Annotated in this window: 17 protein-coding genes and 4 pseudogenes; 11 read left to right on the plus strand and 10 right to left on the minus strand. The window is 51.8% G+C overall.

The window, feature by feature from the left end; genetic code table 11:
• Nucleotides 1-10: 10 nt before the first annotated feature.
• From ACM1PF_RS15835 to ACM1PF_RS15845, 3 genes and pseudogenes are all read right to left on the minus strand, one after another.
• Nucleotides 11-1,147, minus strand: a complete 1,137-nt coding sequence (locus tag ACM1PF_RS15835) for a GNAT family N-acetyltransferase (RefSeq protein WP_416676661.1) — start codon at nucleotides 1,145-1,147, stop codon at nucleotides 11-13.
• A gap of 181 nt (nucleotides 1,148-1,328) precedes the next feature.
• On the minus strand, nucleotides 1,329-3,269 hold the full coding sequence (locus ACM1PF_RS15840; RefSeq protein ID WP_416676663.1) for a mannose-1-phosphate guanyltransferase: 1,941 nt from the start codon (nucleotides 3,267-3,269) through the stop codon (nucleotides 1,329-1,331).
• Nucleotides 3,255-3,886 (minus strand): annotated as a pseudogene (locus ACM1PF_RS15845) (nucleotidyltransferase family protein); the annotation flags it as partial. The gene ACM1PF_RS15840 and the pseudogene ACM1PF_RS15845, both read right to left, overlap by 15 nt.
• Nucleotides 3,887-4,471: 585 nt before the next feature.
• Between ACM1PF_RS15845 and ACM1PF_RS15850 the strand changes: the two are divergent.
• The 3 genes from ACM1PF_RS15850 (at nucleotide 4,472) to ACM1PF_RS15860 (ending at nucleotide 6,494) form a co-directional block, all read left to right on the plus strand.
• Nucleotides 4,472-4,654 carry a hypothetical protein gene (locus ACM1PF_RS15850; RefSeq protein WP_416676262.1) on the plus strand — a complete coding sequence of 61 codons (183 nt, stop codon included), beginning with the start codon at nucleotides 4,472-4,474 and terminating at the stop codon, nucleotides 4,652-4,654.
• A 250-nt stretch (nucleotides 4,655-4,904) separates the two neighbouring features.
• Nucleotides 4,905-5,645: a class I SAM-dependent methyltransferase gene (locus tag ACM1PF_RS15855; RefSeq protein WP_416676263.1), complete on the plus strand. Its 741-nt coding sequence runs from the start codon at nucleotides 4,905-4,907 to the stop codon at nucleotides 5,643-5,645.
• Nucleotides 5,646-5,651: 6 nt separating this feature from the next.
• A complete protein-coding gene (locus ACM1PF_RS15860; RefSeq protein WP_416676264.1) occupies nucleotides 5,652-6,494 on the plus strand; it encodes a precorrin-6A/cobalt-precorrin-6A reductase in 843 nt (280 codons plus the stop codon).
• Here the strand turns inward: ACM1PF_RS15860 and ACM1PF_RS15865 are convergent.
• Nucleotides 6,491-6,760, minus strand: coding sequence for a YciI family protein (locus ACM1PF_RS15865; RefSeq protein ID WP_416676265.1), 270 nt, complete (start codon nucleotides 6,758-6,760; stop codon nucleotides 6,491-6,493). The two genes, ACM1PF_RS15860 and ACM1PF_RS15865, sit on opposite strands and share 4 nt — an antisense overlap.
• Nucleotides 6,761-6,908: 148 nt before the next feature.
• Here ACM1PF_RS15865 and ACM1PF_RS15870 point away from each other — a divergent pair, with 148 nt between their 5' ends.
• The 7 genes and pseudogenes from ACM1PF_RS15870 (at nucleotide 6,909) to ACM1PF_RS15900 (ending at nucleotide 15,778) form a co-directional block, all read left to right on the plus strand.
• Nucleotides 6,909-8,309 (plus strand): TldD/PmbA family protein, encoded by a 1,401-nt coding sequence (locus tag ACM1PF_RS15870; protein WP_416676266.1) that lies wholly within the window; start codon nucleotides 6,909-6,911, stop codon nucleotides 8,307-8,309.
• A gap of 690 nt (nucleotides 8,310-8,999) precedes the next feature.
• Nucleotides 9,000-10,790 (plus strand): iron uptake porin, encoded by a 1,791-nt coding sequence (locus tag ACM1PF_RS15875; RefSeq protein ID WP_416676267.1) that lies wholly within the window; start codon nucleotides 9,000-9,002, stop codon nucleotides 10,788-10,790.
• A gap of 164 nt (nucleotides 10,791-10,954) precedes the next feature.
• Nucleotides 10,955-11,392, plus strand: a complete 438-nt coding sequence (locus ACM1PF_RS15880) for an RrF2 family transcriptional regulator (RefSeq protein ID WP_416676268.1) — start codon at nucleotides 10,955-10,957, stop codon at nucleotides 11,390-11,392.
• Between the two features lie 157 nt (nucleotides 11,393-11,549).
• The gene (gene cysK / locus ACM1PF_RS15885; RefSeq protein ID WP_416676269.1) at nucleotides 11,550-12,503 is read left to right on the plus strand and encodes a cysteine synthase A; all 954 of its coding nucleotides are present in this window, start codon (nucleotides 11,550-11,552) and stop codon (nucleotides 12,501-12,503) included.
• A 56-nt stretch (nucleotides 12,504-12,559) separates the two neighbouring features.
• Nucleotides 12,560-13,299: pseudogene (locus ACM1PF_RS15890) on the plus strand (J domain-containing protein).
• A 180-nt stretch (nucleotides 13,300-13,479) separates the two neighbouring features.
• Nucleotides 13,480-14,840, plus strand: a pseudogene (der, locus tag ACM1PF_RS15895) (ribosome biogenesis GTPase Der).
• A complete protein-coding gene (locus ACM1PF_RS15900; protein WP_416676270.1) occupies nucleotides 14,840-15,778 on the plus strand; it encodes an energy-coupling factor transporter transmembrane component T family protein in 939 nt (312 codons plus the stop codon). Before der ends, ACM1PF_RS15900 begins: the two are co-directional and overlap by 1 nt.
• A 45-nt stretch (nucleotides 15,779-15,823) precedes the next feature.
• Here the strand turns inward: ACM1PF_RS15900 and galE are convergent, their stop codons facing one another.
• Complete coding sequence (gene galE, locus ACM1PF_RS15905; protein WP_416676665.1) at nucleotides 15,824-16,825, minus strand: UDP-glucose 4-epimerase GalE; 1,002 nt, start codon at nucleotides 16,823-16,825, stop codon at nucleotides 15,824-15,826.
• A gap of 171 nt (nucleotides 16,826-16,996) precedes the next feature.
• Between galE and ACM1PF_RS15910 the strand changes: the two are divergent.
• A pseudogene (locus ACM1PF_RS15910) lies at nucleotides 16,997-18,447 on the plus strand (cobyrinate a,c-diamide synthase).
• On the opposite strand, the gene ACM1PF_RS15915 reads toward ACM1PF_RS15910, so the two are convergent.
• The 5 genes from ACM1PF_RS15915 to ACM1PF_RS15935 all read right to left on the minus strand — a co-directional run bounded on the left by ACM1PF_RS15915 (nucleotide 18,444) and on the right by ACM1PF_RS15935 (nucleotide 25,270).
• Nucleotides 18,444-20,972, minus strand: coding sequence for a type I secretion system permease/ATPase (locus ACM1PF_RS15915; RefSeq protein ID WP_416676271.1), 2,529 nt, complete (start codon nucleotides 20,970-20,972; stop codon nucleotides 18,444-18,446). The pseudogene ACM1PF_RS15910 and the gene ACM1PF_RS15915 sit on opposite strands and share 4 nt — an antisense overlap.
• A complete protein-coding gene (locus ACM1PF_RS15920; protein WP_416676272.1) occupies nucleotides 20,969-21,730 on the minus strand; it encodes a peptidylprolyl isomerase in 762 nt (253 codons plus the stop codon). The genes ACM1PF_RS15915 and ACM1PF_RS15920 overlap by 4 nt, the downstream gene beginning before the upstream one ends.
• A 122-nt stretch (nucleotides 21,731-21,852) precedes the next feature.
• Nucleotides 21,853-23,112 carry a competence/damage-inducible protein A gene (locus ACM1PF_RS15925; RefSeq protein WP_416676667.1) on the minus strand — a complete coding sequence of 420 codons (1,260 nt, stop codon included), beginning with the start codon at nucleotides 23,110-23,112 and terminating at the stop codon, nucleotides 21,853-21,855.
• 105 nt (nucleotides 23,113-23,217) lie between these two features.
• Nucleotides 23,218-24,267 carry a glycosyltransferase family 4 protein gene (locus ACM1PF_RS15930; RefSeq protein ID WP_416676273.1) on the minus strand — a complete coding sequence of 350 codons (1,050 nt, stop codon included), beginning with the start codon at nucleotides 24,265-24,267 and terminating at the stop codon, nucleotides 23,218-23,220.
• Between the two features lie 694 nt (nucleotides 24,268-24,961).
• Nucleotides 24,962-25,270, minus strand: a complete 309-nt coding sequence (locus tag ACM1PF_RS15935; protein ID WP_416676274.1) for a hypothetical protein — start codon at nucleotides 25,268-25,270, stop codon at nucleotides 24,962-24,964.
• Nucleotides 25,271-25,473: the final 203 nt, after the last annotated feature.

Below are 25,473 nucleotides of genomic sequence, written 5' to 3' on the forward strand. Positions count from 1 at the left end.
GCTGTTAAATCTATAGAGGCTTTTCGTACATCCGATAGGTTTTGTAGATTTTTGCCTCCACCCCTTCAATAATCCGCCGCGAGGGCAGGTTATCTTCGTAAACCCAGGATAGTTCAGCCTTGGTGTAGGGCTTTTTGCGCGTGACTCCGCCTTTCATCCCTACATAAATCAGGGCAGGGGCAACCATCTTACGCCGATATTCTGGTAACACACAGATGGCGATGACCCTGACTCGATCGATGCTCCGACGATACCAGAGAAATTTAAGGATACCGAACCAATTCAGTTTGCCGTTAACGTGCTTCAGAGCCAGGTTGTAGTCTGGCAGTGCCATAAAAAACCCAATCATTTCACCTTGCACTTCGGCAATCCAGAAAACATCTGGATCAACCAGGGACTGGAGCGATTTTGCTTCCTCCATGAATTCTTCCTGAGTGCGTGGCGTAGAACTCCAGTTATTCTCAAACGCTTTCGTAAATACGTCATACAATCCCATCGCATCCTTCTGAAAGCCCTCTCCCTTCAGGTGAATCGATCGAAAATTCACACCAGACTTAATCGCAATCTGATAAGCACGCTCATACTCAGAGGCAAGGCGATTTCCTGGAAAATCATAGGCATAGGCATCCTTAGCTTTTTGCCATCCAGCCTGCTCAACCCATTGAGGATAGTAGGGTGGGTTGTACGGCATCATGACGTAGGGGGGAGAATCAAACCCATCCACCAGAAACAGGCAGTTGTTATGGGTCGAGAGATCAATCGGCCCCCGAACCGCGACCATTCCCTGCTCTCGTAACCATTGGCAAGCCGCTTCCAGGAGTGCCATTGCCACATCAGCCGCATCAATGCACTCAAAGTAACCAAACAGCCCGATCGCCTTTTGCTCTTTTTGAATCAGACGATCGTTGACGATGGCGGCCACCCGTCCCACAGCTCTACCCTTTTGATCCAGGGCAATGAACCGTTGCAGTCGCCCGTATTGAAAAAAGGGATTGTCTGGCGCGAACTGTTTAGCAACACTACTTCGCAGCGGCGGCACCCAGTTGGGATCATTGGCATAGACCAGGTTTGGTACATCCAGAAATTGCTCGGCAGCTTCAGGGGTATTCACCGGCTGAATCTGAACCGTTGCGGGAGGATTTGTCATTTCAACCATGAGATTTGCATTGTTGCGGAAGGGAAACATCCCCTGGGAAGGGTTAGGGATGGGTTCCATTTTCGGCTGGAATCAGACTTTTGTACACATAGTCCCCCTGCCAGGGAGAAGGATTGAGGGGGAGGGCAGCAAAACTGGGATGCCCCCTTTCACAATCGAGCGCAGAGAAACGTTATTCTACTTCCTCCATCTGGCTCTCTTCCAAACCATGATCTCGATCGACAAACTCCTGTACATTAGCCCGGTACTCCCGCAACGTTTCATCTACCCAACCGCGATCGTGGCTATCGGCATAGAGATGCACCAGGGGTTCACCGGCATCGGGCAACACCAAAATCCAGCTATCGTGATGGCGATTGAAAATCTTGACTCCGTCGGTCAGATCCAGTGCCTCTGCGGGATGGGTTTGTACCAACTGCCGCATTAGAGAGCCTTTCACCGACCAGGGGCAGCGCACCGTCAGACTACGGTGGGACACGCGAGGCAGTTCTGTCCGCATTTGTCCCAGGGTTCTGGGAACACCAATCTCCCGTTGCTGAAGCGTGAGCATCTCAATAATTTTGGCGATACAGAACATGGCATCAAAGCCCGGATGAAGCTGGGGAAAAATAAAACCCATTTCACCGCTTCCCCCCATCACCACATTGGGGTTCGTATGGCAAACTTCCATCAGGGCAGTGGGATTCGCCTTAGTCCGGATAACGCGACCATCATGGCGACGGGCAATTTGTTCAACTGCGCTGGAGGCATTCACGGGAACCACCACCGTCCCTCTAGGATGATCCGTCAGAATCATGTGTACCATCAACGCAGTTAGCATCTCTCCCCGAATGGTACTGCCCGACTCATCCACCAGGATTAACTGTTCGCCGTTGGCCGCCACCTGAACGCCCAGATTCGCCTTCAACGCTTCCACAACGTGCCCCAACTGACTGAGCAGCACCTCTCGATCGCTGCTGGAGGGAACGGTATGGCTGAGGCTGGCATTGAGAACGACGGCATCACAACCAAGCTTGCCCAGAATTTGCGGCAAAATTGCTCCAGACACGGCATAAACATAGTCAATCACCACCTTAGAGTTGCTGTTGCGAATCGCATTCACATTCAGGTGACGTTCAAAACTGGCACTATAAATATCTGAGGCCTGGGAACTATAGACCACATTGCCGATTTCAGGTAGCTGCGCTCGGCGAAAGTCTTCTTTAAAGTAGGCTCCCTCAATTTTCTTTTCCCGTCCCTTGGAGAGGTTAATCCCCTTCTGGTCAAAAAACTCGATCAGAATATGATCCGATCGCTCTGGATGGACTCGGACATGAATCCCGGCGGCGACAGCCAGGGTTGGAACCACCGTTCGCGCGACCGGAATGGCAGTGGCTTCCAAATTCAAAACATTCACCCCAACCGACATCAAGCCTGCCACTAGCGATCGTGTTACCATCCGGGAAATGGGACGTTGATCGCGGGATACCGTGACCTGGGCATTGGGTTTCAAGGTCGAACCGAAGGCCGCCCCCAGGCGGACTGCAAATTCTGGGGTAATATCAACATTCGCCAGCCCTGATACACCCCTTAGCCCAAATAAATTCCGGTGTGCCGCATGACCCCAAATTAAATTCATATTCAGGGTGGCTCCTGGCTCAATTTTTTTGCTGGGCCAGACCCGCACATTTGGATTAACCAATGCCTCTTCCCCCACCGTAGAGAGGGAACCCACGATCGCCCCTTCCAGGACATTTGCGCGTCGGTCAATCCGCGTTCCCCGTGCCGCAACACAAGCCCGCAGGTGAGCTTCTTCTCCGATAATGACTCCATTCCAGACGATCGGACGCTTTAAATCTGCATCTGAGCCAACCAGCACGTTGTCTCCCAGGACAGTACCCGAAGCAATTTGCGCCCGTGCTCCCACCCGGCAGTTGTGCCCAATCAGGGCAGGAGTTTCGATCAGGGCAGATGGATCGATGTGCGTATTCTGACCAATCCACAAACCAGGCGATCGCTCAATATAGTCGAATTCGAGTTTGACCCGCTGATATAGGGCAGCATACTGAGCTTCGCGGTAAGCATCTAAATGTCCTACATCACACCAGTAACCGTCTGCAACAAAGCCAAACATCGGCTCGCCTTTCTCTAAGAGCAAGGGAAACAGATCCTTGGAGAAGTCCGTTTCCTGGTTAGCGGGCAAGTAATCTAAGACCTCAGGCTCCAGAATGTAAGTTCCTGTGTTAACGGTGTCGGAAAAAATTTCACTGCTGGACGGTTTTTCTAAAAATCGCTTGATGCGGTTATCCTCATCCAGAATCACTACGCCAAATTCGATCGGATTGTTGACGCTGGCCAGAACCAGGGTCGCCTTAGACTGCTTTTGTTTATGAAATTGAATAGCTGCTGATAAATCAAAATCAGTAATGCAATCGCCGCTAATGACTAGAAAGGTTTCATCTAAAAGTTCTGCAACGTTCTTAACACAGCCGCCGTTCCGAGCGGCTGATCCTCCTCTACCGCATAGGTCATCTGTACCCCAAACTCGCTGCCATCCTGAAAGTAATCGCGCATCAAATCCGGCAGGTAGTGGAGGGTTGCAATCACCTCCGTGATCTGATGCCGTCTCAGGAGATTGATGATATGCTCCGCGATCGGACGATTCAAAATGGGCACCATTGGCTTTGGCAAGTCACACGTTAAGGGTCTTAAGCGCGTTCCAGACCCCCCTGCCATTAACACTGCTCGCATAAATCCTCCTTGCACTCCGCCCTTTTTCGTACAAACATTCAGTTCTTAATTCTGCCTGTCGATCATCCTGGTCTTCCATCTTCATGCAGTTCTACATAACGGCTCCATCCTTCCACCGGAATAATTTTAGGGAGAACGATCGTCAGAAAGTTATCCAACTATTAAGCGGCACAGTCCACGCATTCCAGAGAACCAGGGAAATCGCGGGAATAGTTGACTTCTACCGCATTTCCCCAAAATCCGCTGAATTGCAAATCACATCTAGTCCCCTCACCTTACCTAGTCTACAAAGACTCAATAACTTCTTAAGTTAGCCAAAGAAGAAGTAAAGAATATTTAAGATTTTGTTCCTACCATGCGGCGAAGTCGATAGGAGTCTGAAGCAATTTGTCTAAAGCAGTTTATCTGAGGCAATTTGAACAGTGGGTTCATCCCCGTAGCCGTAGCCCGGCTTGCTAATCTACACTTGAAGAAAAGCTTGAGCTTGCAAAACGGAAACTGTCTATTCGTAAACTCTGGCTTTGGTGCTGTAGTCATTCACTAAACTCTTCTAGGGTTCTATCATCCAAATTTGTGGAGGTCTAAATGCTACAACTTGCAGTGCTGGCAGCGGGAGCTGTTTACGTCTATGGAGTCTGGAAATTCTGGACTGGGTTCAACCGCACCAACTTCAGCAATGGACGGCTGCACCTGTCGTTGCTCTGGCCCGTTTTCGTCATTGCCAACAAATCCTATCGGCAAAACTTCAATCGCGCCTTAAAAGGATAAAACGGGGATGCTCCTGATGCCATGAGGACTGGGCTACTGATATGGGCTACTTTTTAGATGCTGTGAAGTAGATGCTGTGAAGTAAATGCTGTAAAGAGTACTCAGTCCCACGGGCTTCCCCCACTCTGCGACCAGTCATTTGCCAGGTTACAGTCCAAGCTGGACAAATTAAGTTGCACAAGCCAGGCTATACAGATAACAGGTAAATAACAGGGTCAAGCTTCGATGTTCGACGATCTGAGGGTATTTAATGGCTAAGGCTGGCGATCGAGCCTCCCAAAATCAGAATCTTTCTGGGTTTCTAGGCGATCATCCTGCGCAGTCCTGGCAGGATTACATTGATGCGATCGCACTCCGGTTCAACCGTGAGTATCGACGAGAAGCATTCGAGTTGCCACCCGAAGTAGAAGCCATGCCGATCTTTCAGGAATGGATCAGTGGTTCCCTGGCGAACCAGGTGGCCTCGCCGTTTTGGGAGATTGCCAAACCGAAGAAAAACCAGAAATGTCTGGATATTGGCTGCGGCATTAGCTTCTTGATCTATCCCTGGCGCGATTGGAATGCTTATTTTTATGGTCAGGACATTAGCACTGTTGCCCAGGAATTTTTGAACACCAGAGGATCGCAGTTGAACTCAAAACTGTTTAAAGGGGTGAAATTGGGGGCTGCCCATGAGTTGAAGTACGACAACGAGCGGTTTGATCTGGTCATTGCCACCGGGTTTAGCTGCTACTATCCTCTGGCGTACTGGAATGAGGTGTTGGCAACTGTCAAGAAAATGTTGCAGCCCGACGGATTTTTTGTGTTTGATGTGATCGATCCAGAAACGCCGATCGCCGAAAACTGGGCAATTTTGGAAACCTACCTGGGGGCTGAAGTGTTCCTGGAACCGTTAGCTAACTGGCAAAAACTATTGAAAGCCGCCAATACAAAAGTTGTTAAAACCCAACCCGGTGAACTGTTTCAGCTTTACAAAGTTCAATTTCTCTAGTGGCCCATGACCCTCTGGCTAATCGGGGGAACCCAGGAAAGTGTAGCCCTGGCACGGGCATTGATCCCTCACCAGATCCCCTGCCTTGTCACCGTCACCACGGACACGGCCCGATCGCTCTACCCGATCGCCCCGACTTTGCAAATCTGGGTTGGCTCACTCAATCCCGCAACCATTCAGTCCTTCATCCATGAACAGTCCATCCACTGCATCCTGGATGCCTCCCACCCCTTCGCCGTAGAAATCTCCCAGTTGGCAATCACCACTGCCCAACGCCACCAAATCCCCTATCTCCGCTACGAACGTCCCGAGATCCAACCCTCCGAACCCTCCAACCCCTCCCGTTCGGCTGACGCTCACGGCGGAAGCCCACTCCCCACTCCCGACTCCCGTTCGGCTGACGCTCACGGCGAAAGCCCACTCCCCACTCCCCACGACCTGACCGGCCACCGAGTCCTTCTAACCCTCGGCTATCGATTCCTGCATCACTTCCAACCCTGGCACGATCGCGCCACCCTCTTCGCCCGGATTTTGCCCTCCACGACGGCTCTGGAAGCGGCACTGGCGGCTGGCTTCACCCCCGATCGCCTGATTGCCCTTCGTCCACCCATCTCTGCCCCTCTGGAAAAGGCTCTCTGGCAGCAGTGGCAAATTTCAACAGTTATTACCAAGGCATCGGGAACCGCAGGGGGAGAAGACATCAAACGGCAGGTAGCTCAGGATCTGGGTATCAGACTGATTGTGATCGATCGCCCTGCCATTACCTATCCTCAACAAACCAGCCGGATTGCGACAGCCGTAGATTTTTGCCTGCAAAATTTCCCGCCTGCCCGTGACTCCACTCCCTAAAACGCCTGAATCCATTCCGCCAGGTGATAGTCCGTCCAAATCCCGTTTTGCCAGTAGGGATCATCTTCGACGAGCTTCCGGGCAGCGACTTCGTCTTCGGCATCGTACACGCCAAACACTTTCTGCAAATCTTTGGTAGGGCCAATGGTGACAACGGCTCCAGCTTCTTTTAACTCAGTCAGGCGATCGAGATGGGCTTGGCGGTAAGGTGCCCGTTTTTCCAGCACGTTCTCGCAATAACTGCCCCACATCACATATTTCGGCATGGTATTCACCACTTACGACTAAATAATAGGCTGGTATTTGATTGAACCACATTTCCAACCAATCAACCTTCAGGGGGAATTCACCAATCCAGAACTCTGTCCGATCCTGATAGGATCAAGTCAACACTCGCCCATAGAAGGTTCGTTTATGTCCATCGCGCTGTCTGATGCCAAAAATAGATTGACAGAGCTAATTGCTCAATACCGATCGCAGGTAGACTATCTTGCAGTGCGATTGGAGGAGGCGGAAGGAACCGATATTTTGCTACGGGGACAGAAGGTAGAAACCCTGAGTGAAGGCATTTCGATCGGAGGGCAGGTGAGAGCCTGCTACAAGGGCGGCTGGGGGTTTGCCAGCTTCAATCAGCTCTCCAGCCTGCAGGATCGCATTGAAGAGGCGATCGCGGCGGCCCGATTAGTCGGGGATGAAGAAACCTTGTTAGCTCCGATTGAACCCATCCAGGATTTTCGGCAAATCCCCCTGACTGGAACCGACCCTCGGCAAATCTCTCTGGCACAGAAGAAAGCCCTATGCAGCCACTACGCTGAAATTTTACGCAGTGTAGACGATCGCATCACCACCACTTCCGTGCGCTATGGGGACAGTGCCCAACGCATTCTGATTGCCACCTCTGAGGGTACTTTAATTGAACAGTCCTGGATTGATCTGGAGATGCGGTTCGCAGCAACAGCCCGCAATGGTGAAACGGTGCAAACCGGGCGAGAAACCACCGGATCTCGGAAAGCCTACGAAGATCTACAGGCCCTGGATGCTCAGGTACAAAGTGCAGCCCAGCGAGCGGTGGATGCCCTGGCGTTGCCCCCCGTCAAGGGCAATACCTATACAGTGGTGATTGACCCCATCCTGTCAGGTCTGTTTGTCCATGAAGCCTTTGGGCACCTCTCTGAAGCAGACATGGCCTACGAGAACCCTGATCTGCTGGAAGTGATGACCCTGGGACGACGCTTTGGCTCTCCAGAACTGCAAATCTACGATGGGGCAGCTCCTCAAGGGCATCGCGGCAGCTACTATTACGACGATGAAGGGGTTCCAGCTACCACCACTCAACTGATTAAAGACGGAGTTCTGGTGGGACGGCTCCATTCTCGGGAAACCGCAGGCAAGCTGGGAGAAACTCCCACTGGCAATGCCCGGTGCTTAAACTATCACTATCCACCGATCGTCCGCATGACCAATACCTGGATTGAGCGGGGTAACACACCCGTTCCAGACCTGTTGAGCGACATCAAAGAAGGGGTTTATGCCCGCAACTGGCTGGGGGGGATGACCAACGGTGAAATGTTTACCTTTGCCGCTGGGGAAGCCTGGATGATCCGCAATGGTGAATTGGCAGAGCAGGTCAGAGACGTTAACCTCTCAGGCAATGTTTTCACAACGCTGGCAGATATAGAGGCGATTGGAGATGATTTCTTTTGGGATGAGTCTGGTGGCTGTGGAAAAGGCGGACAAAGCGGACTGGCAGTGGGTTGTGGCGGCCCTAGCCTTCGCATTCGCAGCGTTGTCGTCGGTGGAGAAGCTGCGGAATAAGCCTGGATGTAGACCACATCTTGAACTGTCTCCTACCATCTCCTGATTTTCTGTGTTATTCTGACTCACAGGTAGATAAAGCGTTAAACGCCTGCTACCACTTGGTTCCAGGAGCAAATTTTGTTCCAGGAACGGATCCTGAAGTCATACTCCACTCCACTATGTGGATCTGGTTCATTCAGGATTGATCCTTTAGAGATTAACCGTCTAGGGATAAAGGAGGTGATGCCCATGCAAGATAGTAGTAAACGGATGGGTCATCAGATTGGAGAAAGTTGGCTGTGTGCCGGGGCTGCTCTCTAGTAGCTGACCTGAACGCTCATCTAAAGCTGCCGCAATTAAGCTGCTGATTTGAATGAGTCGCTGGGTTGGTCTAAAGTTCCTCCCGGCAGTCTGGTTTCAATCTGAAGACCCGCTAGACCGCTCTCACCCTCTGACATGATGGACGCTGAACATAATGGACAGTTTCTTAAATGGCAGCCTGGTGGGAGCGGATAGTTTTCTAAAGTAATTGGGAATGCTTTAACAAGGCGTGTCGGAAAACGATCGCCTACTTAGCACTGAGATCGACAACAAAAAAGTAGATTGTGAGATTTTCATTAATCTATCTTGATCAATCGAATTGCTCAGGCTTAAAATGCAAGTGTGATAGTCTAAAGTCCCTTTAGATTAGGTGTGAGGACAAAACTAATGGCAACCAAAGTATTTTGGAACGCTCTGCTGACTACGCCAACCCTTCTAGGTGCGGCCTTGATGATGTCTACTTCTGCGGTTGCAGTGGAGTTGCAGCCCAACGCTGAGGTAGATTCTCTGTTCAATGATATTTCGCTCGATCTGGAAGCTACTGATTCTTTCTCCACATCGGTGACTTCTCTCGAAATCAGTGCGGCTCCTGCTGAAGTAGCAGCACCTGAAGCTCAAGCAGAAGTTGATGTCACTGTTGCATTGGATGACATCACTGAAACTGAAGTTCAAGTTGCCCAAGCTGCACCTGAACAGCCCGCTTCAGAAGTTTCTTCCATTGATGAGATTCTTCAGTACGGTAGCCAGGATTCCTTGTCTCAGGTTACTTCCATCACGCAATTGTCTGACGTTCGCCCCGAAGACTGGGCATTCCAGGCTCTCCAGTCCCTGGTTGAACGGTATGGCTGTATTGCAGGTTATCCCGATGGAACCTACCGCGGTCAGAGTGCCATGACTCGTTATGAGTTTGCGGCTGGTTTGAACGCTTGTTTAGATCGGATCAGCGAATTGATCGCAGCCAGCACGGCTGACCTGGCAACTCGTGAAGATTTGGCAACGCTCCAGCGTTTGCAAGAAGAATTCGCCGCTGAACTGGCAACCCTGCGCGGTCGGGTAGACAACCTGGAAGCACGGGTGGCTGAATTGGAAGCAAATCAGTTCTCCACTACGACTCAACTCCGGGGTGAAACCATCTTCGCTGTTGCAGTTCCGTTTGACTACGACGATGATGAGTTTGACAACTCCCAGGCCATTGGTGGTTACCGGGTTCGTTTGAACTTCGATACCAGCTTCACAGGCGAAGACTTGTTGAGAGCACGTCTACAAGCTCGTAACTTCCAGAGCTTTGACTCCTTGGCGGTCAACAACATGGGCTGGTCCTTTGGTCAGGATGGTTCTGCCAATAACAACATTGCCCTGGATGATCTGTTGTACACCTTCCCGGTTGGCAACGTTCAGGTCATCATCGGTGCAAACAGCATTGGCGATTCCGACTTCGTGGCAACCACCGTTAGCCCCTTTGATAGTGGCGGTCAAGGTTCCTTAACGAACTTTGGTACTCCTCAGCAGTACTCTGTCATTCCTGGTGGATTCGGTGCGGGTGCGATCGTCCAACTTTCCGAAAACTTCAGCCTTGACTTCGGTTATGCATCGGGTGAAGCCGGTATCTCCGCCGATGGTGCAGGTCTGTTCAACGGTGACTATGGTGCGATCGTTCAGTTGAGCTTCCTCAGCGATGCTTTCGATGCTGCGGTGATGTACTCCAACAGCTACTTCAACGACAGTTTCTTCCTCAACGTCGATCGGCCTCAAGTCCTGAACGTTTATGGTGCTCAGGTTAACTTCAAGCCGGCGGACTTCCTTCAAATCGGTGGTGGTATCGCCTACATCCCGACTCGCGTCATCGGACGGGGTGACTATGATGTCTGGAGCTACCAGGGTACAGTGGCATTCCCTGACCTGGGTGGAGAAGGAAACTTGCTGGGTATTCTGTTCGGAGCACCTCTCTACGCCAGAGGCTTCGGTGATGGGGTCTTCTTCGGTACCGAAAATGGTACTGCTCTGGTCGATAGCCGGGGTGCTAATCGGATTCCGTTCGCTATTGAAGGCTTCTATCGCTTCCGTGTCACCGACCGTATCTCCATCACGCCTGGTGTGATTTGGTTGAACAATCCCGGTGGCGACACTGATGTCAGTGATACCTTTGCAGGTGCGATCAGAACCACCTTCTCCTTCTAGGTTCTGCTGAATCGCGTTAGTTTAATCACTGTTTTGTGAAGCGGAAACTTAATTGATTTGCTCAGGTCTGAGAACGACCTGGGCATTTTTTTGTGAATAAACCTGCAAACCCCAGTGGAGAACCGGGGTATACTGGAGGAGCAATACATCATTGATCTTTGCCCGTGGAACTCTCTTGTAAAAGTGAATATGCCTTGTTAGCTTTGCTGGAGTTAGCAATTCACTACGGTGATGGTGAGCCATTACAAATTCGTCAAATTGCGGCCGAGCAAAATATTCCTGATCGCTATCTGGAACAACTGTTGGCTACGTTGAGGCGAGCGGGGTTGGTTCGGAGCCAGCGTGGGGCGAAGGGAGGATACTTCCTCTCCAGAGAACCCTGGAAAATTACCCTACTGGAAGTTGTGAACTGCATTGAAGGAGCCGATGCCAAATCGCCTGAAACGGGGCAAGAACTAAAATCCGTTGAAGGGATGGTGATTCGAGAAATTTGGCAGGAGGCTGGACAGGCGGCTGATCATGTTTTGCAAAAATACACGCTTCAGGATTTGACAGAAAAGCGAGATGTCAAACGGCAGCTAGACATCATGTATTACATTTAGATTCCTGATTCGTTTCCTGAACAGGCTTTGATAGATTCTCAACTTGCTTCTGACAAAACCCTCAATCAAATTCTGGGTGCGTTGAACGGTTTTGGATTGCTTATTTGCTCTGTATCATCCCTCACGGGCATTGATTCCTACTTCATTGGTTGAACCTATGCATATTGCCAGTAATGTTACAGAATTGATTGGCCGCACTCCCCTCGTGCAGCTCAACCGGATTCCCCAGGCTGAGGGTTGCGTGGCTCAAATTGTGGTCAAGTTGGAGGGTATGAATCCTTCAGCTTCCGTGAAAGACCGAATCGGCATCAGCATGATTACGGCAGCGGAACAGGAGGGGTTGATCACGCCTGGGAAAACGGTACTGGTGGAACCCACCTCAGGAAATACGGGGATTGCTCTGGCGATGGCAGCAGCAGCCAAAGGTTATCGCCTGATCCTGACTATGCCAGAAACCATGAGTTCCGAGCGGAGGGCAATGTTGCGGGCCTATGGAGCGCAATTAGAGCTGACTCCCGGTATTGAAGGGATGGGGGGATGTATTCAACGCGCTCAGGAAATTGTTGAATCCACCCCGGATGCCTATATGTTGCAGCAGTTCAGCAATCCCGCCAATCCTAAAATTCATCGGGAAACAACGGCGATCGAAATTTGGGAGGATACGGAGGGGCAGGTTGATTTCTTAGTGGCTGGCGTGGGCACGGGTGGAACGATCACCGGGGTTTCAGAGGTGATCAAGCAGCGGAAGCCAACTTTTCAAACGATCGCGGTGGAACCTGCGAATAGTCCAATTTTGACGGGGGGACGACCGGGCCCGCATAAGATTCAGGGGATTGGGGCTGGGTTCATTCCGCCAGTCTTGCGAGTGGACTTGATTGATGAAGTCATTGCTGTCACCGATGATGAAGCCATTACCTATGGTCGTCGCTTGGCGCGGGAAGAGGGTCTACTGTCTGGGATTTCCAGTGGAGCTGCCTTAGCCGCCGCCATTCAAGTGGCCCGTCGTCCTGAAAACACTGGAAAACTGCTGGTGATGATCCAACCAAGCTTTGGTGAACGTTACCTCAGTACGCCGCTCTTCCAGGATCCAGAACTTCTGGCTCCGATGTAATTTAATGTAGTTTTCCGAACCCCCGATCGGGCTGCAATCCCCGATACAATAGGCGCATGACTGATTCTAATCATTACGACACCCTGGAGATCAGCCCGGCTGCCACTCAATCGGAGGTCAAACAAGCCTACCGTCGTCTAGCCAAACGATTTCATCCCGATAGCAACCAGGCAATGATCAGTCACGATCGGATCGTTGCCATCAACGCGGCCTATGAAATTTTGGGGGATCCGCAGCAGCGCAGGCATTACGATCGCCACCTGGAATATACAACCCATCGATCCTATGGTGCGTCTGGTTCACCCAGGGCTTACAGTACCACGGCTCAATCCACCGATCGTCAAACTCGAACGGCTGCCGCTCAAGCGGAGTACTCTCGTCGCAGGACGGCCGAGATGCGGATGAACAACTCCAACTCTGGCTCAGTCGGATTTATCAACCCATCAATCGGCTGCTGTGCCAGATTATGAATCCTCTACCGGATCAAATTGATGACCTGGCGGCGGATCCCTTTGATGATGAATTGTTAGAGGATTTTCAAGCCTATCTGGACGACTGCCGCGAAGATCTTCAGCAGGCTCAACGGCTGTTTCGCTCCATGCCCAACCCTTCTAATGTGGCAGGGGTTGCGGCCCACCTTTACTACTGCCTGAATCAGGTGGCAGATGGGATCGACGAGCTTGAGCGATTTATCACTAGCTATGATGAGCATTACTTGCACACCGGACAGGAGTTGTTTCGCATCGCTAAAGGATTACGAAGAGAGGCTCAGGCTGCTATCCGGGAAATTCACTAGTTGAGTATTACCCCTGATCCCAACTTTTTAAGCAAGAATAGGAAAGGCTGATGGAGTTTCCTATTGGGTCTGGAAGAGCTAATCTGGGCATTTTACGGTTCAATGGATGCAGCGGAGCCACAGTCGATTCAACGGTACGACTCCAGACTTCAAGTTAGTTCTTCATTTCTCTTCTCTACCATGTCACTTCCTGTTGTTGCCATCATCGGTCGCCCAAATGTCGGTAAATCTACCCTGGTCAATCGCCTGGCTGGGGGCAAAGATGCGATCGTCCACGATGAACCGGGCGTAACCCGCGATCGAACCTATCGGCAGGCCTACTGGCAGGATCGGGATTTTCTAGTGGTGGATACGGGCGGATTGGTCTTCAATGATGACACTGAGTTTTTGCCGCTGATTCGGGAACAGGCCATGATGGCTCTGACGGAAGCGAGCGCAGCAATCCTGGTGGTGGATGGTCAGGCAGGGGTGACGGGGGCAGATGAAGCGATCGCGACCTGGCTGAGGCAGCAAACGGTTCCGGTGCTGTTGGCGGTGAACAAGTGCGAATCTCCGGAGCAGGGATTGATTCAAGCCTCGGAGTTCTGGAGTCTGGGACTGGGCGAACCGTTTCCGGTATCCGGCATTCACGGTAATGGGACTGGCGAATTATTAGATGAACTCATTAATCATCTACCGCCTACGGAGGAACTGGAAGAAAGTGATGAAATTCGGGTGGCGATCGTCGGTCGTCCCAATGTCGGGAAATCCAGCCTACTCAACGCCTTTGTGGGCGAGCAGCGATCGATTGTCAGTCCGATTTCCGGTACGACCCGGGATGCCATTGACATGGTGGTGGAGCGAGACGGCATCCGCTATCGGTTGGTGGATACAGCAGGCATTCGCAAGAAGAAAAATGTGGACTACGGCCAGAGTTTTTCGGAATTAATCGCGCGTTCAAAGCGATCCGGCGGGCAGATGTGGTGCTGCTAGTGGTAGATGCGCTGGATGGCATTACGGAGCAAGACCAAAAGCTGGCAGGTCGGGTCACTGAAGATGGTCGAGCCTGCATCGTGGTGGTGAATAAGTGGGATGCGATCGAAAAGGATTCCCATACCATTTACGAATACGAGCGACATCTAAAAGATCGGCTGCACTTCACCGAATGGGCCCCCACGATCTACGTCAGTGCGTTAACTGGGCAACGGGTCGAGAAAATTTTGGAACTGGTGAACACGTCCGCCGAGCAGCATAAACGACGGGTCAGCACTGCGGTCTTGAATGAAGTCCTGGAAGAAGCCCTGAGATGGCATACTCCCCCTACCACACGGCAGGGACGACAAGGCAAAATTTACTACGGCACTCAAGTCGCCAGCCAACCACCGACGATCGCCCTCTTCGTCAATGAACCGAAACTGTTTAACGACAACTATCGTCGCTATATTGAACGACAGTTCCGCCAACAGCTTGGCTTCATCGGCACCCCCATTCGGATTTTCTGGCGCGGGAAGAAGCTCCGCGAAGTTGAACGGAATAACCCCAATCGAGCCACTAAGATTTAATGGATTTACTGCGATCGCTGCCCATTGGCCTTTACTTAGAACAGCCCGTCACCTGGCTGCATCAGCTTGACCCCAGAGTGAAGTTAGCCTGGTTAATTAGCTTTATGCTGACTCCTATTGGAGCCAGTCCAGCGTGGCGACTGTCGATCGTGGGATGGTTAATTCTGCTCACCCTATCAACCCTGCTCCCCTTCCGAACCTGGCGACGGCAAATGGGGATTGTGCTGATCCTGAGCTTGCTGCTGTTTTTTGTCACCATGCTGGCTCCAGATGGGATTAATGTCCCCCAACAGCCACGCCTTCCTGCCAACGAGTTGGCGATCGCTCCGCCGGAAGCGGGTACTGCAACTGCCCCTGAAGCTGATCTGACAAACTCAGCAGAGGAATTACCCCAACCGACGGACTATCAATACGTGCTGTTTGAGCGGGGCATTATCCGCATCACCCGGCGATCGGTGGAACTGGCCATTCGGTTGGGGTCGCTTGTGTTCACACTCATTTACAGTGCGAATTTGTATTTGATGACCACCGCTCCAGAAGAAATTACGGCTGGTTTGGATAACCTTCTGGCTCCCCTGCGCCGCTTCAATCTACCCATCACCGAAATTGTTCTGACCCTGACCCTGGCTCTGCGATTTATTCCGCTGGTGCTGGAGGAGGTTCAGAACCTGGTGCGATCGGTGCGAACAAGAGCGATCAACTGGAAAAAGTTGGGGTTTCGCGGCACTGCACAAGTTTGGACGATGATTGCAGAACGGTTGATTGATAACCTCCTGGTTCGGGCCGAGCAAATTGCCAGTGCTATGCAGGTACGGGGATTTACCAGCCCTAATCAGCATCAAGTCCAGTGGCATCAGTTTCGGCTACGGCTGCGGGACTGGATTACGCTGGCTGGGGTTGGCGTGTTTTGGAGTGCCCGGTTTTTAGTAGGAGCATGAGGCAAGGGCTATGCGGAAATCACGTCTGAACCGACTGCTTCGCATTTACTGACCATGCCGCTGCTGATGCCAGTTCCAGGCGTGGGTCATAATTTGGGTCAGGTCTGCATATTGGGATTGCCAACCCAGAACCGATCGCGCCTTGTCGCTGCTACCCACCAGGGCGGGTGGATCCCCTGGACGACGATCGCATTCGATCGCTTTGATTTCCCGTCCGGTGATAGTCCTTGCCGCTTCAATCACTTCCTTAACGGAGAACCCATTACCATTCCCCAGATTAAAGGCCTGGCTTTCACCCCCCTTGAGCAGGTACTCCGCTCCTAAAACGTGCGCGCTAGCCAGATCGGTGACATGAATATAATCTCGAACGCAGGAACCATCAGGCGTGGGGTAGTCTGTACCGAAAATCGAAACTGAATCGCGTAGACCTAAGGCCGTTTGCAAGACAAGGGGAATCAGGTGGGTTTCAGGATTGTGATCTTCACCCAACCGGCCTTCAGGATCGGCTCCAGCGGCATTGAAGTAGCGGAAACAGACCGACTTGAAATCATAGGCAAGATTAAAGTCTGCTAGAATGCGCTCCACCATCAGCTTGGACATCCCGTAGGGGTTGATCGGGTCTTGCGGATGATCTTCCGGAATCGGCACTGTCTTAGGAACACCGTAGGTGGCACAGGTGGAGGAGAAGACAAACTTATTAATTCCTGCCTCCAGCATGGACTCCAGCAGGGTCAGGGTTCCCGTGACGTTGTTGCGGTAATACTTAGCAGGATTCGTCACCGATTCACCGACATAGGCATAGGCGGCAAAGTGCATGACGGCTGCAATGTCATGGGTATCAAACAGCTTGTCGAGCAGAACGCGATCGTTGGTATCGCCAATCACCAGTTCTACCTTAAGGACATTTTCCACCAGTTCCCGATGACCATACACCAGGTTATCCAGCACAACTACGTTATAACCCGCCTGTTGCAGGGCTAAAACCGCATGGGAACCAATATATCCGGCACCGCCTGTGACTAAAATTGTTGGTTTTGCGTCTGACACCATGAAACTCCTTGATATCCCCTCAGACATTTTGCAATGCATCTCGTTTGAGTTATAGCAGTTCCAATGTGCTAAACTCTCGAAAACTCTGGCATCCCGCTGCAAATTTATAGAAACTTTAAGCCTGTATCAAATCTTGATTTACTGATTTACATCTTCTTATGGCTTCCTATGGCTTTAGTCATTGCGGGTGAGCGCAGTGGAGTTGGGAAAACCACGGTGACATTATCCCTGCTGGCCACCCTCCGCCAACGCCAACAGCACGTTCAATCCTTCAAGGTCGGCCCCGACTACATCGATCCGATGTTTCACCGTTACGTCACCGGGAGAGCCTGCCGCAATCTCGATCCGGTTCTGACTTCCCCAGAGTATGTGCAGCAATGCTTCCAGCAGCATATTCAGGAGGTGGAATTTGCGCTCGTGGAAGGGGTGATGGGTTTATTCGATGGGGCTAGTGGCACGGATGATTGGGCCAGTACGGCTCACATTGCGCGTTTATTGAATTTGCCCGTTGTGCTGGTTCTGGATTGCAGCCGGATTTCCCGATCGATCGCCGCTCTGGTTCACGGTTATCAAACCTTTGATCCCAGGATCAAATTGGCTGGATTAATTTTGAACCGTATCGGCAGCGATCGCCATCTGGATTTACTCAAAGCAGCCCTACTACCGCTGAATCTACCAATTTTGGGCGTTCTCCGTCGCCATGAGGATATTACGATTCCCGATCGCCACCTCGGACTGATTCCCACCGATGAACTGCCTGAATTAAATCAACTGATCGATCGGCTGGCTTGTTTGGGAGAACACTGGTTTGATTGGCAGACCCTTCTCCCTCTCCTGCGAACTAATCCCTCCCTCCCTATACGGGCGAATCACGATTCGCCCCTACCCCATTCTTTGTATGGGCAATTCGCCGCAATTCGTCCCTACCCCACTCCCCACTCCCGTTCGGCTGACGCTCACGGCAAAAGCCCACTCTCCACTCCCAAACTCGCTGTTGCCCGCGATCGCGCCTTTAACTTTTACTATGCTGATAACCTGGAACGGCTGGAACAGTTGGGAGCTGAACTGGTGTTCTGGAGTCCGTTGGCGGATCAGGCTTTGCCCGATGGGGTGAGCGGCTTGTATTTGGGGGGAGGATTTCCTGAAGTATTTGCGGAGCCGTTGAGTCAGAATCGGTTGGCGCGGGACTCCGTGCGATCGGCCATCCAGTCAGGAATGCCGACCTATGCGGAATGTGGGGGGTTAATGTATCTAGCGGAGCAGTTAGTGGATTTTGAGGGGCGATCGTGGGAGATGGTGGGGATTTTGCCGACGATGGCTGAAATGGGCAAACGGCTGACCCTGGGATATCGTCAGGGAACGGTGATGCAGGATAGTTTTTTGTTGAAGGCTGGTGAAACGGTGTGGGGGCACGAATTTCATCGATCGACGCTGACCCAGTTACCGGCTGCACCCCTCTATCAATTGCGGGGCTATGAGGGCGATCGTCCCCTAACCAGGAAGGCTGGCATCTCCATCAGGTTCATGCCTCCTATGTTCACCTGCACTGGGGCGCAATGCCTCATATCCCCGATCGATTTCTTCAAGCTTGCCGAGCTTTTGAACAAACAGCGACCTAAATAGCTGCCTGCTGCCGTTGATACAGCGACCAATACAACCCCTTCTGGTTCAATAAAGTATCGTGAGTCCCCCGCTCCACAATCACTCCCTTTTCCATCGTCAGAATCAAATCGGCTCGCTTCAAAGGAGCAAAACGGTGGGCAATCAGGAACATCGTACGCCCCTGGGAAACACGCTTCAGGTTTTCCAGGACTTGCTGTTCCGTTTCCGCATCCAGGCTGCTGGTGGCTTCATCCAGAATCAGAATTGGAGCATTGGACAGAAACATTCGTGCCAGGGTAATACGCTGCCGCTGACCGCCCGAAAGGGAGGTGCCCCGTTCCCCCACGTTGGTTTCATAGCCGTGGGGCAGGTTGCAAATAAAGTCGTGGGCCACTGCGAGTCGGGCTGCTTCCACCACCTCTTCTGCACTGACATCCGGATTGCCCAGGGTAATGTTTTCTAACACTGAACCGTTGAACAGGAAATCTTCCTGCAACACAACGGCAATCTGAGGGCGCAGAGAAGCCAGATCGGCACTCTTAATGTCAAATCCATCCACCAGAATTCGTCCTGCTTCTGGTTGGTAGAGCCGCTGAATCAGTTTAGATAATGTACTCTTCCCTGAACCACTGCGTCCAACAATGCCGACAAACATCCCCGGTTCCACATCAAAGGAGATCCCCCGTAGAATCGGTTCCTGCTCTTCCTTGTAGCGGAAAAACACCTGATCAAAATTCACCTGACCGCGCAGGGGAGGCAGCATGAGGCCAGTTCCGGGTTCTGCCTCTGGGGGAGTGTTGAGAATATCGCCAATTCGATCGACCGCCAGCAACACTTCCTGAAGGTTCTGCCAGAGCTGGATCAGGCGCAGCAACGGCCCCGTCACCCGACCGGATAACATTTGAAAGGCCACCAGTTGACCGATCGTCAGTTCCTGCTTAATCACCAACTGTGCTCCAAACCAGAGGATCAGCAGGGCTGAAAAGCTGGTGAGAAAATCGCCCAGGTGGTTACTGATATTCGCCGTGGTCGTGGCTTTGAATCCGGTGCGAACAAAGCGGGCATAGAGTCCTTCCCAGCGATCGCGGGTGGTTTTCTCCGCAGCATGGGCTTTGACGGAGTGAATGCCTGTGACCGTTTCCACCAGGAAGGATTGGCTATCGGCACTGCGGTTAAAGGTTTCGTTCAACCAGTTCCGCAGAATGGGAGTCGCCACCAGGGTGAGGATGGCAAACAGGGGAATCACCGCCAGGGCCACCCCAGTCAGCTTGATATTGTAGTAGGCCATCATGGCCAGGTAGATGACGGAGAAAATGCTGTCCAGGACAACGGTTAGGGCGGTACTGGTGAGGAATTGCCGAATTTCCTCTAGCTCCTGCACCCTGGCAACGGTGTCCCCAACCCGTCTTGCTTCAAAGTAGGACAGGGGCAGCCGCAGCAAATGGCGGAACAACTGCGCCGACAGGGACATATCCAGGCGATTGGTCGTGTGAGTGAAGATGAACATCCGCAGGATGCCCAGGATTGCCTCAAATACAGCCGCCCCTAAGAGGGCGATCGCCATCACATCCAGCGTAGCCAGACTCTCCTGTACCATCACCTTGTCGATGATCACCTGGGTAATCACCGGCGTGGCCAGCCCCAGCAATTGCAGGGTAAAGGAAGCCAGCAGCACTTCTGTTAACAAACCCCGAAACCGCCAGACCGCAGGCAAAAACCAGCTTAAGTTAAACTGATCCTGCTTCTGGATCAGTTCCGCCTGCCACATTTGTCCGTCCCAGGCTGATTCCACCAGGGAACGGGGCATACTTTCACAGGTTTGATTGGGACTGAGGGGGTCGCTGATCAGCAGCCGATCGCCCCGGACTCCGTAGACCACCACCCAGTGACCATCCTGCTGCCATTGCAATAATGCTGGGAAGTTAATGCGCTGTAAATCCTGCCAGTTGCCCACCAGCAGTCGTCGCATCTGGATACCCAGCTTTTCGCCGCCGTTGATTAAATCCTTGGGACGGTGTCCTCGCAATTGCCGCTGTATCCATTCCAGTTGGGACGGGACTTGCAGAAATTGGGCCAGCATCGTCAGGCTGGCCGCTGCGGTATGGGGACTGGAAACAAAGGGATAGCCGGCAACGGGCTTGGGGGTAAGGGAAAAATTGGGCTGATAGTGCGATCGAACGGAAGCCCAAAACTGCTGAATTTCAGTGGACTCCAACCGATCCCAAACCGATGTCTCCCACGCCAGTACCACTACATCTTTACTGGCAGCTCTTGCTTTCCAGGCATCAGTGAGTTCCAGAGCATCGCCAAACCAGTCACCTTGCTTCAGGAGCACTGGCTTACCGTCACTGGGGACAAGACGAACATTTCCCTCCATCACCAGGAATTGCTTGCCGGGCATTTCCGTAGACCAGATCACTTCCCCCATGGCATAGCGATCGGGTTTTACCTGGGTTCTGATCTGGCTTTGCTGATCTAAAGTCAACCAGCAGAGAGGCGGTTTATCCCAGGTTAGATTGATCGGTTGGTCGTTTGTGATCATTCCCCTACCTGTAGTTTGATGGGTACTTGCTGCATTTTTTCGTTGAGCCATTGCTCGAACAGCTCATCTTCCAGGCTCTGTTTCAACTGCGGATCATCCAGGGTGGCCGGCAGGACTTCTTCAATGCGGAAGAGTCCCCAGCGATCTTCCAGTCCTAAGGGCCCCACTACATCGCCCACTTTGGCCAGATCCACCGCCGATCGCAAAATATCGGGCATTGACCCCCGGCTAACCGGCCCCACCATGCCATTCATCACCTTATCGTCGGTGATGGAGTATTCTCTGGCTAGCTGTTCAAAGCTGGCTCCGTCTTGAATTTGGCTGTGTAGCTCGTCGGCCAGTTCTTTATTGGTGGTAATAATCCGAGATAAAACAACGCGATCTAAGAAAATCTTGCGTTCAATAAAGTGCTCTTGTAATTTCGCTGCCGTGATGCTGTCCTTCAGTGCTTTCAGCTTAAAGTTGACTGAAACCTGATTATGAAACGCATCATAGGTCAGGTTATTATTCGCTAACCATTCCTGGAACTGATCCGATTCCGTAAGCTGATTTTGCAGGCGGAAGTCGATAATAGCTTGCTCAATCGGAGCAGAATTAATGTTTAAATCAGTTCGATCCTTCAGTTCTCGTTCCAGTACGAATTGGCGCACGATATCACCGATGAAGGCATCCAGTTTACCAGTGGCCTGGAGGTAGCGTAGCACTTGCCCGATGTAGATGGGCTGATCATCGAGTGTGATAAAAGGTTCGGAGGTCATGTCTCACCATTGGGTCTCCAGCAAACTCATTATGCCCAAACTCACGGTTGCTTCGCTCATTCTTTAAAGTTTGGATTAAGTAGTCGCTAGGAGATTTGCGGCACAGTCGCGTCGCTACTGGCTCACAATAATTTTCGCCTCAGTAGATCCAATGCCGTACAAGCACTGAGCCATCGCGTGAAGTCTCGACCTCGAAATGAGCCAAACTGGTACTGAAAGCACTCCACCTGCCCCTGCGGATTCGCTATGCCAATGTAAACCAGTCCAACGGGCTTTTCATCTGTACCACCATCGGGGCCGGCAATTCCGGTAATGCTAATCCCCCAGGAAGCTCCTAGCCGCTGACGAACACCCAACGCCATCTGACAGGCGACAACTTCACTCACGGCTCCGTACCGCTCCAGATCTGCCGATCTGACTCCCAGCAAACTGACTTTGACCAGGTTGTCGTAGGAAATGACACCGCCGCGAAAGTAGGTTGAACTCCCGGCAACCGTGGTAATGAGATGACCCAATCCACCCCCGGTACAGGATTCTGCTACGGCTAAGGTGTGTCCCTTTGCCTTCAACTGTTTCCCGACTACTGAAGCTAGCGTGTCATCATCCACCCCAAAGTAGTCTGTCCCTGCGATCGCCTTGAGTTCCTGCTCCACTGGGGCAATCAATGCCTCTGCTTCTGCCTCCGTTGCCGCCTTCGCCGATACTCGCAACCGGACTTCCCCATTTCCAGCATAGGGAGCCACCGTTGGATTCTCCATATTCAAGTAGGGGCTGACTTTCTCCGCCAATGCTGACTCAGCAATTCCCCAAAATCTGAGGATCCGGCTATGGATCATTCCCTGCCCCCATCCCTGACTGATCAGGTAGGGAACGGCCGTCTGTCGCCACATTTCCTTCATTTCACTGGGAACCCCCGGAAAGGTCAAGATAGTTAAACCCGATCGCGGCTGCCAGATCATCCCTGGCGCACTTCCCGTCGGATTGGGCAAAATCATCGCATCCTGGGGTAAAAATGCCTGCTTGCGGTTACTGGGAGTCATCTGCCGTCCCCGACGAGCATACTTCTGGGCAATGTCCTCTAAAACCTCAGGCCGTTCTACCAGGGGAACCCCAAAGAAATCTGCTAAAGTCTCCGTCGTCAGGTCATCCGGTGTGGGCCCCAATCCGCCAGTAAAAATTAGCAGGCGCGATCGCTCGCAGGCAATGGCCACCGCCTTTTGAATCCGCAGCACATTATCCCCCACCACGGTCTGGTAGTAATGGGGAATTCCTAACTGAGCAAGCTCCTGCGCCAGAAATTGCGCGTTCGTATTCAGGATATCTCCGAGGAGGAGTTCCGTTCCGACAGAGAGGACTTCAGCACTGCGTTGGAGGTCGGTCATGGCAGAGGGGGAGGGGGTGAAGGGGGTGAGGGAAGGGGTAGGGAAAACAGGCGATCGGCAATGAGGGGGCGAACGCACGCCCCTACCCTATCTCTGACTCCCCAATCACTGCTGCCGCGCATACTGCCTCACCTTCCATCCCGTGTAGCTCAGAAGCACCGTTGAGGCGATCGCATAGGCCAGTCCACTGGGCATGCCTGAGAAAGCGAGGGCCAGACTACCAACCCAGAGGGTTAAGACATAAATAAATAGGACAACGAGGCGATGAGGTAAACCGGCCTTGAGGAGACGGTGATGCAGGTGGCGTTTATCGGCAGTGAAGGGCGATCGACCGTTGCGCAGGCGATCGAAAATCACCGCAGACATATCCAGAATCGGCACAGCCAGAATTAAGAACGGCAATAAAACCGCTACAGTAGTAACGCTTTTGACCAGACCAATGACCCCGACTGCCGCCAGGGTAAAGCCCATAAAGTAGGCTCCACCATCCCCCATAAAAATTTGTGCCGGATTGAAGTTGTAGCGCAAAAAGCCGAGGGCACCTCCCGCTAATGCCGCTGCAATGATGGCTGCTGCGGGTTGATTCATAAACAGACAGACAATCATCATCACGATCGCCGCAATGCCCGAAACCCCTGCAGCCAGACCATCTAATCCATCTATCCAGTTGATCGCATTCACCATCCCCACCAGCCAAATCACCGTGACGGAAAGGCTAATCCAGGTCGGTAATGAAGTCAGTCCGACCAGAGGAATGGTCAAAAATTCAATCTGAACGCCCGCATGCCAGGCTAAACAAGCCACCGTGACTTGCAGAAACAGCCGGAGTTGGGGAGATAAATTCAGCAAATCATCTGCTAAACCAATCAAGAAAAAGGCCAACCCGCCGATCGTCACCCCCCAGACTTCTGATTCTTTGCTCGGAGACAACCCACTGAAACCGCCCAACCACCAGATCAGCAGTAGCGCGACCAGAACCCCTACAAAAATCGAAACCCCACCCAAGCGCACCATCGGCCGTTTGTGGATTTTGCGCTCACCGGGAGGATCAAAATACCCCTTTTTGAGCGCAATTTTCCTGACGATTGGTGTTGCCAGGAGGACAACCACAGCGGAAATTAAAAAAGCAGCTAAGTTATAAAAATGAGGGGGCATCTGCGCTCAATTTATAGATACAAGGACGATGAAGTAACAGGGTGGATTAAACTGCGGCATTGTCCAAAGCCGTCCTCACAAAACACACCAGCAGAAGCCATTGTGAACTTCTCTCAAGTGACATCTGAGGCGACGAACTGCGGAGGGTTGCGGGTAGATCCCTCAACACCGATGAGTTTGAACGGATTTAACTCTGTCCGAGAGTAGTTTTAACATATGATTTGGATGATGTATCTACCAATTTTGAATTTTTCGATTTGAATAGCATGAGGATCGCCAGGCTTTAGAATCATCTACCCCTGGAAAACGTTAACTTTGGATTCTGAAATCTTGGCAATAACCAGACCGGGACACTTCATCAGAATACAGCGAGTTGAAGTGGGTCTAGCGACACATACTAAAAAAGTCTTACATAGCCCCCTCAAAAGACTACCGCAAGACATCGACCTCAAAAGATATTAAACAGTGAAATTGTAAATGGTTGGAATCAGTAAGAGTTGCCCACCAATAACGCGCAGACGGTCAAAGTTAGCAACCTGAGACTCGAAGGACGATGGGAGAAGAGAACCCAACCTCGATCGCGTACTGCAATAGCCTCACTGCAATAGCCTCATCTGCAAGTCAAACACCCCTAACAAACCCCCTGATGTGGCATGGAACCAATAATTTTCTTATCCCAGAGCATTAGAACAAGCTACTCCAGCAGGGCTGAATTCGTGCCATCGGGTACTGTTTCGATAAATTCTTCCAGCCAGTTATCGCTGAGGGCGGCCCATTCAGATGAACTGGTCATCTGCTCAGATATATAAGCGCGGTGGGCCATTTCCGACATGTAACCGACGTAGTTTCCCATCAAGAAATACACTGCCACGAGGGCTGCCGCAGAGGACGAAACCAGAAATCCGGCAAGCATCAGGGAAAATTCGCGGTGTTGAATGGCTTCCTGCATCAGATGCAGTGCCCAGGCAACCAGCCCAACGACTAGGATCAGGATAAAAACCATTTTTATAAAGCTTTACGTTTCGTAATATTTACATATATTAACAGACTCTCAGGAATATGTCTCTAGGTTCATGTACTCACTCAGCCATCCCAGTGGTAGTACGGGAAGAAGCCCAGCTGGAATCGATGCTACAGAGCCAAAAGGTTTAAAGCATTCCCTGATGGACGTTCCTATGGTGCCAATGGGTTAGGACAGGAACACTC

This window comes from Egbenema bharatensis FJBBOT/2019, assembly GCF_048077055.1.
Lineage (GTDB): Bacteria > Cyanobacteriota > Cyanobacteriia > Elainellales > Elainellaceae > Egbenema > Egbenema bharatensis.

Excerpts from the sequence above, each read along its gene's own strand:
- ACM1PF_RS15935 (WP_416676274.1), bottom strand. The coding sequence starts at position 25,270 with ATGGTTTTTATCCTGATCCTAGTCGTTGGGCTGGTTGCCTGGGCACTG.
- ACM1PF_RS15835 (WP_416676661.1), bottom strand. The coding sequence starts at position 1,147 with ATGACAAATCCTCCCGCAACGGTTCAGATTCAGCCGGTGAATACCCCT.
- ACM1PF_RS15850 (WP_416676262.1), top strand. The coding sequence starts at position 4,472 with ATGCTACAACTTGCAGTGCTGGCAGCGGGAGCTGTTTACGTCTATGGA.
- ACM1PF_RS15925 (WP_416676667.1), bottom strand. The coding sequence starts at position 23,112 with ATGACCGACCTCCAACGCAGTGCTGAAGTCCTCTCTGTCGGAACGGAA.
- ACM1PF_RS15930 (WP_416676273.1), bottom strand. The coding sequence starts at position 24,267 with ATGCCCCCTCATTTTTATAACTTAGCTGCTTTTTTAATTTCCGCTGTG.
- ACM1PF_RS15840 (WP_416676663.1), bottom strand. The coding sequence starts at position 3,269 with ATGTTTGGCTTTGTTGCAGACGGTTACTGGTGTGATGTAGGACATTTA.
- ACM1PF_RS15865 (WP_416676265.1), bottom strand. The coding sequence starts at position 6,760 with ATGCCGAAATATGTGATGTGGGGCAGTTATTGCGAGAACGTGCTGGAA.
- ACM1PF_RS15870 (WP_416676266.1), top strand. The coding sequence starts at position 6,909 with ATGTCCATCGCGCTGTCTGATGCCAAAAATAGATTGACAGAGCTAATT.
- cysK (WP_416676269.1), top strand. The coding sequence starts at position 11,550 with ATGCATATTGCCAGTAATGTTACAGAATTGATTGGCCGCACTCCCCTC.
- ACM1PF_RS15915 (WP_416676271.1), bottom strand. The coding sequence starts at position 20,972 with ATGATCACAAACGACCAACCGATCAATCTAACCTGGGATAAACCGCCT.
- ACM1PF_RS15860 (WP_416676264.1), top strand. The coding sequence starts at position 5,652 with ATGACCCTCTGGCTAATCGGGGGAACCCAGGAAAGTGTAGCCCTGGCA.
- ACM1PF_RS15855 (WP_416676263.1), top strand. The coding sequence starts at position 4,905 with ATGGCTAAGGCTGGCGATCGAGCCTCCCAAAATCAGAATCTTTCTGGG.
- ACM1PF_RS15920 (WP_416676272.1), bottom strand. The coding sequence starts at position 21,730 with ATGACCTCCGAACCTTTTATCACACTCGATGATCAGCCCATCTACATC.
- ACM1PF_RS15875 (WP_416676267.1), top strand. The coding sequence starts at position 9,000 with ATGGCAACCAAAGTATTTTGGAACGCTCTGCTGACTACGCCAACCCTT.
- ACM1PF_RS15900 (WP_416676270.1), top strand. The coding sequence starts at position 14,840 with ATGGATTTACTGCGATCGCTGCCCATTGGCCTTTACTTAGAACAGCCC.